Raw genomic sequence first — 13,832 nt, 5'->3', positions numbered from 1 at the left:
TTTTGACACTACTGCTTAAGGATAGAGCAATCTGGACGAGTGGTAAGCGTACGAGAACACATTCGTCTAACAGTAAAAACCCACCCAATTCACATTTTCAGATATTTTTCAGATTAAGCCGCCGTAAACTGGACAGACACAGCCTTTGCAGTCAAAAATAGTCCCTTTGGTTTACAGAATTAAGATATTGTCTATGAATGCAGTCGTTATTGCTGTGTGTTTAATGTTAGCCCTCAGTTTAGCGAGGGTGAATGTGGTTATTGCCCTCACCATCAGTGCCCTCGTTGCCGGTTTAGTGGGGGGAATGGATCTGCATCAAACGATTGATGCCTTCAATACGGGATTAGGTGGCGGTGCACAAATCGCCCTCAGCTACGCCTTACTCGGTGCGTTTGCCGTAGCACTATCCCATTCAGGCTTAACGACACTGATCTCCAACTCCATCATTAAAAGCCTTGGCAAAGACCCCAATGCCACCAACACTAACTGGGTGCGCTGGTTATTGTTGTTATCCCTGCTCCTGATGTCGATGGCATCGCAAAATATCCTGCCGATCCATATCGCCTTTATTCCGATACTCGTGCCGCCGCTGCTGCATGTGATGACCAAGCTGAATATCGACCGCCGTCTGGTCGCCTGTGTGCTGACCTTTGGCCTTGTGACCACCTACATGATTTTACCTGTGGGCTTTGGTGGGATTTTCTTGAATGATATTTTGCTCTCTAACCTGACGGGCAATGGATTGGTCGCCGTACGCGATCAGATTCCCCCCGCCATGCTGATCCCCGCCGCCGGTATGGTGGTCGGCTTGCTCATCGCAGTATTTTTCAGTTATCGCAAACCTAGGGTTTACGATGAAGCTAAGGTACTGACTGCAGAGCCTGAAGAGAGCCTCAATAAACGCAATATCGCTATCGCCGCATTTGCAATTCTGGCGACCCTGTTTGTGCAACTGGAAACCGATTCGATGATCTTCGGTGCCTTAGTAGGCTTTATGATCTTCAGTTTTTCAGGCGCGCTAAAACACGTTGCCGATCAAGATATTTTCACCCAAGGCGTGCGCATGATGGCCAATATTGGCTTTATCATGATCTCCGCAGCTGGCTTTGCTGCGGTAGTCAAAGAAACTGGCGAAGTCGGCACGCTTGTCTCGTCATTAAGTTCATTGATTGGCGACAATAAAGCCCTCGCCGCCTTTTTGATGTTACTGGTCGGCCTTTTGATCACTATGGGCATTGGCTCGTCTTTTTCGACCATTCCGATTATCGCGACAATTTACGTCCCTTTAGCCCTAAGCTTCGGGTTTTCTGTGCCTGCGACTATCGCACTCGTGGGTACCGCTGCGGCATTGGGCGATGCGGGCTCACCTGCGTCTGACTCAACATTAGGCCCCACATCGGGTTTAAATGCCGATGGTCAGCACGACCATATTCGCGACAGCGTGATCCCAACCTTTATTCATTACAATATTCCCTTACTGGTCTTTGGTTGGATTGCCGCCATGGTGCTCTAGGGCCTAGACTCATGGGCGCTAAAATAAAAAAGCGTGGATAATTCCACGCTTTTTTATTTGCTAGGCACACAAGTCAGGTACGAATAACGACCGTCCCGGCTAAATAGTCATGAATGGCTCTGTTTTTCTCATTAAATAACATGGTAATGATTTCGAGTAGATGCCATATAAGAAAAGAAATACTTAAACCTATGATGGTATAAAGCTTCCAACTCGACAAATCCTCTGTAGTCTCAAGCGGGAAAAATACACTGAAAAACACAAGTAAAATTAACATGATGATGGGAACACTATCCCTTAATAGCGCTTGATTAAGACTAATGGAACCTTCAGTTTTATAGTCAACTACCTTGATATCAAAGATCATTTTCCCAAATGTTTGACCATAAAGGGTGTGGAGCAGCACGGAATACAATGCAAATTTCCAAGTATCGAAATAATTTAACGCGACTTGGAATACGGGCGCTACGTGCGTAATCGCAGATACAATAATCACAGAACAAATACTGATAATTACGCTATCGATTATAGAGGACCAAAATCTAAGACCAAACGTAGCGTACTTTTCTAATTCCGCTTGTTTATCCATGGTCGATTTAATCTCAGGATCCTGAAGTTTTAGCGAGATAAGTACATCAACCACTGCCGCTCTATCAGGATATTTGTCCCGATTGATATTTCTTTGGACATCAATCAGTTCATCCAAGGTGTAATTATCATAATTTGGAACAAAATCCATTAAATGCATTCTCCGTGCACATTCGTCTTAGCCTCAACCAAAAACAATGATTAATGCTAGGCATATCATTAAATGCAGAAAAATAGCATTGCCACCGCTCCAACTCAACAATTCATTAACACGCAGAAATATCACAACTCAAGAGTCATTAGGAAAAAGCGCATTAAAAAAGGGAGCTAATGCTCCCTTTTTTAATGGTAAAAACTAAATCAACAAATTATTTAGTCCCAAAAATCTTATCACCCGCATCGCCTAAACCAGGCAGAATATAGCCCTTCTCGTTTAAGCATCTGTCGATAGCCGCAGTATACAGCTCAACATCAGGGTGAGCCGCTTCAAGGGCTTTAATCCCTTCGGGCGCTGCGACTAACACTAGGGCTTTGATTGACGTACAACCGCGTTTTTTCAGCAGGTCGATAGTCGCAATCATAGAGCCGCCGGTTGCCAACATAGGGTCAACGATCAGCGCGATACGCTCGTTCATGTCGCTGGCCAGCTTCTCAAAATATGGCACTGGCTCTAAGGTTTCTTCGTCGCGGTAAATACCCACAACCGAAATACGCGCACTTGGAATATGCTCAAGTACGCCATCCATCATGCCTAAACCTGCACGCAGGATAGGCACAACAGTCACTTTCTTGCCCTTGATCTGATCCACATCCACCGGACCATTCCAGCCTTCAATCGTAACAGTTTCGGTTTCGAAATCTGCGGTAGCTTCATAGGTTAATAAGCTGCCCACTTCGGCGGCTAGCTCACGGAAACGTTTAGTGCTAATGTCACCTTCACGCATCAGGCCGATTTTGTGACGCACTAACGGGTGTTTAACCTCGACAACTTTCATTTTTCTCTCCTACTGTTGTTCGCGAAATATCTTAGGCAAATTTTTCAGATTTTAGATGATTTGTTTATTGGGTAAAACATAAAGTTTTGCCATTCGAGCTAATCGTGAGCAATATCCCAAGAATTATTGCCTATCGCTTAAGATACACCCATTAAGACGCTATTTTATGACCAATTGCAGGATAGAAAATGTGAAATATCCCGCTGTGAAGCTAAAAATACTCCCGACAAGTCGATAAATCCAAATCATGGCTTTCGACCCCTAGCACAAGCTGGTAGAATACCGCCGCATAAAAATCCAATAACGATGTACCCGAGAGGATCCTCCGTGAGCACTCCTACCCCACTGAGCTATAAAGACGCTGGCGTTGATATTGATGCTGGTAATGCACTGGTAAGTAACATTAAAGCGGCTGTTAAACGTACCCGTCGTCCAGAGGTAATGGGCAACTTAGGTGGTTTTGGCGCATTGTGTGAATTACCCACTAAATACAAGCAACCTGTTTTAGTGTCAGGCACCGACGGTGTTGGTACTAAATTGCGTTTAGCTATCGATTACAAAAAACACGACACAGTCGGTATCGACTTAGTGGCCATGTGTGTGAACGATTTGATCGTTCAAGGCGCTGAGCCGTTGTTTTTCCTCGATTACTACGCAACAGGCAAGCTCGATGTAGAAACAGCAACCTCTGTTGTTAACGGCATCGGCGAAGGTTGTTTCCAATCTGGTTGTGCGTTAATCGGCGGCGAAACCGCTGAAATGCCAGGCATGTATGAAGGCGAAGATTACGACCTCGCAGGTTTCTGTGTGGGCGTGGTTGAAAAGGCCGACATCATTGACGGGAGTAAAGTGGCTGCGGGTGATGCGCTGATCGCCTTAGCCTCAAGCGGTCCTCATTCAAATGGCTATTCATTAGTTCGTAAAGTATTAGAAGTCAGCCAAGCGGATCCTCAACAGGACCTCAATGGCAAGCCATTGATCCAACATCTATTAGAACCAACCAAAATTTACGTTAAATCATTGCTCAAGCTGATCGAAGCATCGGACGTGCACGCAATGGCGCACATCACTGGCGGCGGTTTCTGGGAAAACATCCCCCGCGTACTGCCTGAAAACTGCAAAGCCGTTATCCAAGGTGATTCATGGCAATGGCCTGCTGTTTTCAATTGGTTAATGGAAAACGGTAACATTGCAGAATATGAAATGTACCGCACCTTTAACTGTGGTGTCGGCATGATCGTTGCGCTGCCAGCCGATAAAGTTGATGCCGCACTGGCACTGCTCGCCGCCGAAGGCGAACAAGCTTGGCTAATCGGTGCTATCGCTGCTCGCGAAGGCAATGAAGAGCAAGTGGAGATCCTGTAATGCCCCAAAGCTGTCGTGTAGTTGTATTAATTTCCGGAAATGGCAGTAACCTGCAAGCCGTTATCGACGGTTGTGACGATAATCTGCAGGCCGAAGTTGTCGGAGTGATCAGTAATAAACCCGATGCCTACGGTTTAATTCGCGCCCATCATAGTGAAATTGATACCAGCTGCGTGATTGCTCATTCAGGTGAATCTCGCTCTGATTACGATGCACGGTTAATGGCAACGATTGAAAAGTACCAACCCGATTTAATCGTGTTGGCTGGATTTATGCGTATTCTTACCAACGATTTTGTGAATCGTTACTTAGGACGCATGATCAATATCCACCCTTCATTGCTGCCTAAATATACCGGATTAAACACCCACCAGCGCGCCATCGATGCCAAAGACACTGAACATGGCGCCAGTGTGCATTTTGTCACCCCAGAGCTGGATGCAGGCCCAGTGATTTTACAGGCAAAAGTCCCTGTTTATGAGGATGATACTGCTGAGATGCTCGCCGCTCGTGTCCATGAGCAAGAGCATGCGATTTATCCTTTAGTGGTAAAATGGTTCAGCCATCAACGCCTCAAGATGCAGGACGGCCAAGCCTATCTCGATGGCACGTTAATCGGACCTAACGGCTACGCCCCCGATTAAACACTGCCTCGCGAAAAAGAGACCCTAAGGGTCTCTTTTTTTTCGTCTTGCCATACAAAATCATTGTTTTCTCGCCTAATGTGGCATTAGATAAGCTAACGAAAAGTGATTTTGTTCGGCATACAAGAGACTATTAGATGAAAAATATTATCTGCGATATCGATGGTGTACTCCTGCACGACAATAAGCTGATCCCCGGCAGTGATAAATTTATCCACCGCGTTCTCGACCAAGGCAATCCCCTCGTTATTCTGACCAATTACCCGGTACAAACGGGCAAAGATCTGCAAAATCGCCTCAGCGCCGCCGGGATAGACGTACCAGAAGAATGTTTTTACACCTCTGCCATGGCCACCGCCGACTTTTTAAAGCATCAGGAAGGCAGTAAAGCCTTTGTGATTGGTGAAGGCGCCCTCACCCATGAGCTCTACAAGGCAGGCTTTACCATTACTGACATTAATCCGGACTTCGTGATTGTCGGTGAAACCCGCTCCTATAACTGGGATATGATCCATAAGGCCGCCGGATTCGTCGCCCGCGGTGCCCGTTTTATCGCCACCAATCCCGACACTCACGGCCCCGCTTACAGTCCAGCCTGCGGCGCCCTGTGTTCTCCGATAGAGCGGATTACTGGCAAAAAACCTTTCTACGTCGGTAAACCCAGTTCGTGGATTATCCGCTCGGCGCTCAACCATATCGATGGTCATTCCGAAAATACCGTGATCATTGGCGACAATATGCGCACCGATATTCTGGCGGGGTTTCAAGCGGGGCTTGAGACCATTCTGGTCACCAGCGGCGTGAGCAAGCTTGAAGATATCGATAAAGAGCCTTTCCGCCCCAATCATGTATTCGCCTGCGCTGGCGATATTGATGTAGTTTAATCCTTAAATCGACCAATTCTCAGCACCTTAGCGTGCTGAGAACCACAACAGACCTGATACGGTAAAGCAACATTAAGTAACATTTTTCCCCTTGGTTCTCCCTTGTCCCCCATAAGCGCTTGCTTCATGATAAGGCGCGACATACCCCTTTGATATATGCGTGAAATACGCCCTAAAAACAACAGTAGGATTAACCTATGCGACGTTTGTACCCTGTCTGCGCGCTAGCCATGCTCAGCGCCTGCAGCCCTAATTCGGCCCAGCCCGATGCCAACAGCAGTGCAGCCCTGAAACCCGTGCAAATGAATGAAGCACGTTTTAGAGACGATATTAAAAACCTTTCCTCAGATGAGTTTGAAGGCCGCGCTCCCACCACCCACGGTGAAAAGCTCACCTTAGACTATCTGTCTAACGCCTTTGCCGAAATGGGACTCAAAGGCGCCTATCAAGGCAGCTTTTTACAACCTGTACCTATGGTGAGTTATACCGCCGACGAGGCGCAGCAAATCAGCTTGGCAGGATTGCCGTTAACCTATCGCAAAGATATCGTCCTAAATAGTCGCCACGATAACGGCGGCGTGAATATCGAGAACGCGCCCTTAGTGTTTGTTGGCTACGGTGTAAATGCGCCTGAATATGGCTGGAACGATTACCAAGATGTCGATATGAAAGGCAAAATTGCGGTGATCCTTGTGAACGATCCCGGTTTTGCCCGCCCAGACTCTGGTAAGTTTAACGGTAAAGCCATGACCTACTATGGTCGCTGGAGCTACAAATTTGAAGAAGCGAGCCGCCAAGGCGCGCTCGGGGCATTGATCATTCACGATACTGAGCCTGCGTCTTATCCTTGGTCCGTGGTTGAAAACAGCTGGACTGGCGCACAGCAGGATTTAGTCCTCAGCAAAGCCGAGCAAGACAGTCGCGTGCAAGTCGAAGGCTGGTTAACCTTAGATGCTGCTACACAATTATTTGGAAAAGCGGGTTTATCCCTACCAACGCTGATGGCGCGTGCCGCCGATAGTCCGATTAACTTACCCCTTGAGCAAACGGCCAACATCGCCTTTAAAAACAAAGCCGAATACGCCAACAGCTATAACGTTGTCGCCACCCTTCCCGGCACTCAGCAAGCCGATGAACAAATCCTGTTTACGGGCCACTGGGACCACATTGGCAAAGATGACAGTAAAGAAGGCGATAAAATTTATAACGGTGCCATGGACAACGCATCGGGCATTGCGGGCATTTTAGAAATCGCCAGACAACTGGCCGATAACGCCAAACAGGGCCACGGCTTAGCCCGCTCGGTGACCTTTATCGCGACAACGGGTGAAGAGCAAGGTTTACTCGGCTCACGCTATTACGCCGCCAACCCTATCTATCCCATTGATAAAACAGTGGCAGTGCTCAACTTAGATAGCACCAATATCTATGGAAAAACCAAGGACTTCACTATCGTCGGTAAAGGCAAGTCCGAGCTTGAAAACTACTTAGTCGATGCCGCCAAACAGCAAAACCGTATTGCTTTGGGTGAAAAGAATCCTGCGTCGGGTGGTTTCTTCCGCTCTGATCACTTCAGCTTTGCCAAACTTGGCGTACCAGCGGTCTTTGCCGGTGGCGGAAGCGAACCCATAGATGCCGCAACAGCAAGCTATAAGACTCAAATGCAAGCGACCATGAAGGGCTGCTACCACAATGTCTGCGACGAATACCATGAAGACTGGGATCTGAGCGGTGCGATTCAAGATCTCGAAGTTTACTATCAAGTGACTCGCAGCTTAGGTAACAGCCAAGATTGGCCTGGCTATTATCAAGGCACTGAGTTCAACAGCCTGCGTCCTGCCAAAACGGAACTTGCCACGGCCGCAAAGTAAGCAACTGAAAACGATTCATCGCTGAAAAATCCCATAAGGCACCTTGAGAGGTGCCTTATTATTTTATGAGCCGCCCCGCCCCACTTTAGGCTCACAGTTTGACCTTGACTTTAGCAACACGCGCAATGACCGCCGACAATCTGGTTATAAAATCAGCAATATTTGCGCTTGGATCACTATCTTGCTCACATTTATGATGATTTTCCTAAAAACGGATTTTCTTGAGTGAACATTACGCATTTGCCAATATCCCGCTTTGTAATCAACAAACAAAAACACTTTATTCATAAAAATACGAAATAAATTAAATAAACACCAATCAAAAGCATTTTAAAGATAAAATAAACTCATCAAAAACACCTAAAAACGAACAAATCAACAAAAATAATATTTGGCAAAATCCTGAATCGCTGGCACATTGATACTCAATTGAGACATCCTCAAATGAAATAAGCGGTTTAGGAGTTGCATTATGTGTTCGATTTTTTCAATTTTAGATATTCAATCCGATGCGAAAGAGCTGCGCCAAGTGGCACTGGAAATGTCCAAACTGATGCGCCATCGCGGCCCCGATTGGTCAGGCATTTACGCCAGCGATAAAGCGATTTTGGCCCATGAGCGCTTGGCGATTGTCGATATTGAACACGGTGCGCAGCCACTGCTTACTGAAGACGGCAGCCTTATCCTCGCGGTCAACGGTGAGATCTACAACCATAAAGAACTCAAAGCCCAACTCGGCGATAAATACAGCTATCAAACCAACTCTGACTGCGAAGTGATCTTGGCGCTGTACCAAGAATATGGCACTGAATTTCTTGATAAATTAAACGGTATTTTCGCCTTCGTACTCTACGATAAAGCCAAAGACGCCTACCTTATTGGCCGCGATCATATGGGCATTATCCCGCTCTACACTGGGCGTGATGCAGCGGGTAACTTCTACGTTGCCTCCGAAATGAAGGCGCTGATGCCCGTCTGTAAAACCGTGGCCGAATTCCAGCCAGGGCAATATCTGTACTCAACCACAGGTGAGCCAGTGCAGTACTACACTCGCGATTGGCAGAGTTTTGATGCGGTGAAAGATAACGGCGCCAGCCAAGAAGAATTACGCGATGCCCTCGAAGCCGCAGTTAAGCGCCAATTGATGTCCGACGTGCCTTACGGCGTGTTATTGTCTGGCGGTTTAGATTCCTCGGTGATCTCGGCGATTACCCAAACCTTTGCCAAACGCCGTATCGAAGATGACGATCAAAGTGGCGCTTGGTGGCCACAGCTACACTCCTTTGCCGTGGGTTTAAAGGGCGCACCCGATTTAGCCGCCGCTAAAAAGGTTGCCGATGCGATTGGTACCATTCACCACGAGATCAACTTTACCTTCCAAGAGGGTTTAGATGCGATTAAAGAAGTCATCTACCACTTAGAAACCTATGATGTGACCACCATTCGTGCCGCGACACCTATGTACCTGATGGCGCGTAAAATCAAGGCGATGGGGATCAAAATGGTGTTATCGGGTGAAGGTGCCGATGAACTCTTTGGCGGTTACTTGTATTTCCATAAGGCGCCAAACGCGCAGGCCTTCCACGAGGAACTCGTGCGTAAACTGGATAAACTGCATCTGTTCGATTGTCTGCGTGCCAACAAAGCCATGGCGGCGTGGGGACTCGAAGCCCGCGTGCCTTTCCTCGATAAGGAATTTATGGATGTGGCGATGCGTATCAACCCTGAGGCAAAAATGTCTAAGGATGGCCGCATTGAGAAACACATTCTGCGCCAAGCCTTTGAGCATAAATTGCCAAAAGAAGTCGCCTGGCGTCAAAAGGAGCAATTCAGCGATGGCGTGGGTTACTCTTGGATCGATGGTTTGAAGGCCCATGCCGCTGAGCAAATAGACGACTTGCAACTGGCCAACGCGAAGTTCCGCTTCCCGTACAACACGCCAGAAACCAAGGAAGCCTATTTCTACCGTTGTTTCTTTGAGGAGCATTATCCTTTAGCTAGCGCGGCCGAAACCGTGCCCGGTGGCAAGTCAGTCGCCTGCTCTACCCCAGAAGCACTGGCATGGGATGAAAGCTTACGCGGCATTATCGACCCATCGGGCCGTGCCGTACGTTCAGTGCATGCTGCCAGCTATTAATCGCTGACGCATCTCATCAAAATAAAAGCCACCCTAGGGTGGCTTTTATCTTTCACTCATTTCTTTAAGAATCGGATCTAGCTCTGCCACACTAGGCAAACGCAAAGACGGTCAAGCAATATCGCCTTAAGAGCTCTAGGCAGATACTCCATGACCTAGGCCGATACTCCATGACCTAGGCCGATATCGCCAGTGGTGAAACAGGCGTCACATCTTTAACCTTGGCAATTTGCCAAGAGGACGTTGCAAGAAACGCCTTCCCCGCCATTATTCCTTGCTGGTAATCAATCCGTAAATCCGCATCTGTGCTACCTAACAACTTGGTCTGTAATGGCGCCTTCGCAAAAATCTGTACAATTTCGACATCATCGGGAGGATTGGCAATAAAATCTAACTCGGCCTGATAGGCCTCTTCATGCTGCACTAAGTAATCAATGGTCTTAGGGCAAAAACCAGAAACACAGATCCACGATTTAAGCTTATGTACCCAAGCCGATTGAGCTTGAAAGTCTGCATTGACCGTCCTCACTACCACAATTTTACGGGCCCCCCGTTTATACGCTTCACGCACGGGTAGCGGCGCCGCTAAACCGCCATCGAGGTAAAAGTCTTGCTCGGGTTCGAGTGTCGCATCGCTATGATTAGCAGATTCAATCCCTAGCCAAGGCGTTAACTTCACTCCCTGTTTATATAAAAAAGGCAATGCGCTAGAGGCTTTAAGTAACTCACGCCAGTGCTCATGACTGGTTGGACTCAAGAAATACCCTTGGCGATCGCTAACTCTCGTGGTGGTGATAAGGAGTTCTCGCCCATTGAGGGATTGACTCGCCGCGGCTAAATCCAGCTTAAAGCTGCCACGCTGAGTCTGCGCAAAATACCAGTCGAGATCGATAACATTCGCACCAATCAGACCGCGCCCTAGTTGATAGAAACGTTTATGGCGCGTTAGCCCCCGGATAAGTTTTTTGGCGTAACCCCTTTGTCTGGCTAAAAAGCTGGTCAAGTTTTGCGAGCCTGCTGAGGTACCAATCAATAAGTCGAAGGGGTCGAACTCCGCCTCAAGCCAAGCATCGAGTACGCCTGCGGTAAAAATGCCACGCTGGCCGCCACCTTCTGCAATTAACGCCACTTTCGGCGCAGCAACAGATTGAGAGGCAGAAGATAAATGGCTAATCGGCGGCATAACTGACCTTATCGCAACAAAGACGCAATGGAGAATAGATAAGCTCAGTCTAAACAAAGATTGTGACAGCAAAAAACGGATAGAATCAATCGCGGTAATCGAAAATTAAAATAAGCTGCGAATGACATGCATGATGCTGGCGTTATCATCTGGCGTGGGCGACTCGCCAATCGCGGGTTGATTAAGGGGGCATGGTTAGAGAGTGAATGATTAACCATGCCAGCCGCACAGGATAAAACTAATCCTTGGCAGCACATTCGCATGAGAAAAACATGAGAAAGAGATGAGCGAGTTATCAAATAAATATCGAGTAAAAGATAACGAGCCAACCCGAGTTAGCTCGTTATCTGTAAGGGCCTATCCCACTAGAACTTATGGCTCAGTTCAAGCGTGACATTACGTGGCTCGCCAGGGAAATGGCCATTGCGCTCACTAAATCCGCTGACAGCATATTCCTTATCGAAAATATTCTTCAGATTTACGCGCACTTGGGTTTGGTCCCACTGGGTCGTCCAGCTCATATCAAACACCGTATGGGGTTTTACCGTTTGACCATTGAGGCTAAATTGCTCGCCCACATAGTCCATCCCAAAGGCGATGGCCGAATCAATCGCTTGAATATCATAGCGCGTCCATAAGCCCGCTTGGTGACGCGGCGCATTGGCAAAACGTTTACCGTCACCGAAGGTGTTGGTCAGGCTGTCGTTGGTCACGCCTTTGATCACTTCGGTATCGTTATAGGCATAGTTGGCGGTCATGGTCAGGTTATCGGTTAAGTCCCCCACCAGCGTCCATTCGACGCCTTGACTGCGCACTTCGCCTAAATTCACTAAGTCAGGAATTCCATCATCCTTGCCGGTATCAAGCGGGTTCGCCTGAGCCACGTTTTGTTTTTCAATACGATAGAGCGCGAGTGTGGTCATAAACTGGCCATCCAACCACTCGTTTTTCATACCAAGCTCAATTTGATTACCGGTTTCAGGATCAAGATAGCCATCGCCCCCTTCCTGCTCCTGATCGCTCAATGAAGCGGGATTAAAGCTCTCTGAATAGTTCAAGTAAAAGGACATAGACTCGAGTGGACGATAATTCAGGCCCGCCCTTGGGGTAATGGCATTATCGCTAAAGGAGAATCCGGTCTTCTTGTTGTAATCTTCAAACTGACTGAAACGCAGGCCTGCAATCAGTGACCACTGTTCGTTAAAATGCAGATGCTCTTGCAGATACAGGCCAAAGCGGTTGGCACGGGTACCGTCAGTATCCATGTCTTTTAACTGATAAGTACTAGGATCAGTCTCACCGTAGTTAAGCTCATAAATATTCAGGTTACCGACGCCGGTTTTATCCGTCGCCAGTTTGTAATGGTACTCGGTTTCAACATAGTGATAATCGCCGCCGAACAGGAACTCATGCTCAAAACCTAAGGCATTAAAACGATAAACAAAATCATTGGTTAAACTGATTTCATCATTAGCACGGGCTTGCACCCGATATTCACGTTTGATCGTGCCATCCGCGCTGTTAGCTTTGCCATCACCGTTGACATCAACCCAACCTCGGGACTCGTGGTACTGCTGATCGGAGTCATTCGTGAGATAACGGAGCTGTGTTTTCACCGAAAAATCATCCGTAAATTGATGATCGAGAATCGCTTGCAGCACCAAGGCATCCATCTTTTGGAAGTCGCTCTTCTCGTTAGCATTGTAGGAAGGATCAACCAAAAAATTACCCGCATCATCCACGGGGACGCCACGAAGTCGATTACCGCCCAAATCCTGTTTGATCAGATCGAATGTGGTGGTGAGCTTGGTATCTTCACTGATTTCATACAGTAAGCCACCCGCCACTTCGGCATTCATGCTATCGGCATTGTTACGAAAGCTATTTTCCTGCTGATAATATCCTCCTAAACGATAGGCTAAATCCTCAGTTAAGCCGCCAGTGAAATCCAGCGAGCCGCCCATCATGTCGTAACTGCCCGTGCTTAGGGTGAGCTCTTTACGCTCCACAAATGTCGGCTTTTTAGTGACATAGTTGATCATGCCGCCGGGTTCACCGCCGCCATAGAGTGCCGATGCGGGGCCTTTTAACACTTCAACCCGCTGCACGTTGAACAGTTGTGGCACCGAAAAGCCGGAATACGGATCGCCACGCACGCCGTCGTAAAACACGTTGGCATCGTCGCGAAAACCACGAAAGGTCACACCGGAATAGCTAAATTCACTCACTCCAGCTATGGAGCGGTATAAGTCGGTAATATTGCGAGCGGCTTGGTCGTCAATCAGTTGCTCGGTCAGCACTTGTACCGACTGCGGCAGCTCCATCACATTAACCGCCGTTTTTGTACCAATTTCCGTCTCTTTATCGACGTACATTTGCATGGCGCGACCACGTACCACAATACGCTCGGGCGCTTTAGTGTCAGTCTGCACATTGGTTTGCGCTAAAGCTTGAGTGCTTGCTTGGGTAGCGGCTTGTGCCGCTGAAGCATTTTCTTGCTCGGGTTTGCTCTCTTGAGCGTTAGGCGCAGCCGCCAAGACCAAATGCGGCATCAGGGCAAGCGTTAGTATTGAATAGGCAAAACGAGATTTCACAAAGTCCCCCAACCTCGAGTAGACCTGTGGTCTACTCCTGTCATCTTAAGTTGGCGTC

At 47.8% G+C, this 13,832-nt stretch carries 10 protein-coding genes; 6 read left to right on the top strand and 4 right to left on the bottom strand.

The annotated features are described in order from the left end of the window. Positions 1 to 193 precede the first annotated feature (193 nt). A complete protein-coding gene (locus tag CF168_RS08195) occupies positions 194 to 1,513 on the top strand; it encodes a Na+/H+ antiporter family protein (protein WP_089067558.1) in 1,320 nt (439 codons plus the stop codon). A 73-nt stretch (positions 1,514 to 1,586) separates the two neighbouring features. Here CF168_RS08195 and CF168_RS08190 read toward each other — a convergent pair whose 3' ends face one another. Both CF168_RS08190 and upp read right to left on the bottom strand, forming a co-directional pair. Continuing rightward, positions 1,587 to 2,252, bottom strand: a complete 666-nt coding sequence (locus CF168_RS08190; RefSeq protein ID WP_089067557.1) for an RDD family protein — start codon at positions 2,250 to 2,252, stop codon at positions 1,587 to 1,589. A 217-nt stretch (positions 2,253 to 2,469) separates the two neighbouring features. Further along, positions 2,470 to 3,096: a uracil phosphoribosyltransferase gene (gene upp / locus CF168_RS08185; protein WP_011072698.1), complete on the bottom strand. Its 627-nt coding sequence runs from the start codon at positions 3,094 to 3,096 to the stop codon at positions 2,470 to 2,472. Between the two features lie 327 nt (positions 3,097 to 3,423). Here upp and purM point away from each other — a divergent pair, with 327 nt between their 5' ends. The 5 genes from purM (at position 3,424) to asnB (ending at position 9,997) form a co-directional block, all read left to right on the top strand. Continuing rightward, positions 3,424 to 4,461: a phosphoribosylformylglycinamidine cyclo-ligase gene (gene purM, locus CF168_RS08180; RefSeq protein ID WP_011623139.1), complete on the top strand. Its 1,038-nt coding sequence runs from the start codon at positions 3,424 to 3,426 to the stop codon at positions 4,459 to 4,461. Continuing rightward, on the top strand, positions 4,461 to 5,105 hold the full coding sequence (purN, locus tag CF168_RS08175; protein ID WP_011623140.1) for a phosphoribosylglycinamide formyltransferase: 645 nt from the start codon (positions 4,461 to 4,463) through the stop codon (positions 5,103 to 5,105). Before purM ends, purN begins: the two co-directional genes overlap by 1 nt. A gap of 137 nt (positions 5,106 to 5,242) precedes the next feature. Further along, the gene (locus tag CF168_RS08170) at positions 5,243 to 5,989 is read left to right on the top strand and encodes an HAD-IIA family hydrolase (RefSeq protein ID WP_011626525.1); all 747 of its coding nucleotides are present in this window, start codon (positions 5,243 to 5,245) and stop codon (positions 5,987 to 5,989) included. Between the two features lie 197 nt (positions 5,990 to 6,186). Beyond that, complete coding sequence (locus tag CF168_RS08165; protein WP_089067556.1) at positions 6,187 to 7,860, top strand: M28 family metallopeptidase; 1,674 nt, start codon at positions 6,187 to 6,189, stop codon at positions 7,858 to 7,860. A 472-nt stretch (positions 7,861 to 8,332) separates the two neighbouring features. Further along, positions 8,333 to 9,997, top strand: a complete 1,665-nt coding sequence (asnB, locus tag CF168_RS08155; protein WP_089067554.1) for an asparagine synthase B — start codon at positions 8,333 to 8,335, stop codon at positions 9,995 to 9,997. Positions 9,998 to 10,172: 175 nt separating this feature from the next. Here asnB and CF168_RS08150 read toward each other — a convergent pair whose 3' ends face one another. Both CF168_RS08150 and CF168_RS08145 read right to left on the bottom strand, forming a co-directional pair. Continuing rightward, positions 10,173 to 11,180: a patatin-like phospholipase family protein gene (locus CF168_RS08150; protein ID WP_089067553.1), complete on the bottom strand. Its 1,008-nt coding sequence runs from the start codon at positions 11,178 to 11,180 to the stop codon at positions 10,173 to 10,175. 365 nt (positions 11,181 to 11,545) lie between these two features. Continuing rightward, positions 11,546 to 13,774, bottom strand: coding sequence for a TonB-dependent siderophore receptor (locus CF168_RS08145; RefSeq protein ID WP_089067552.1), 2,229 nt, complete (start codon positions 13,772 to 13,774; stop codon positions 11,546 to 11,548). Positions 13,775 to 13,832: the final 58 nt, after the last annotated feature.

This window comes from Shewanella bicestrii, assembly GCF_002216875.1.
In the GTDB taxonomy this organism is placed as follows: Bacteria; Pseudomonadota; Gammaproteobacteria; order Enterobacterales; family Shewanellaceae; genus Shewanella; species Shewanella seohaensis.
This window is presented reverse-complemented; position numbering and strand designations above follow the sequence as displayed.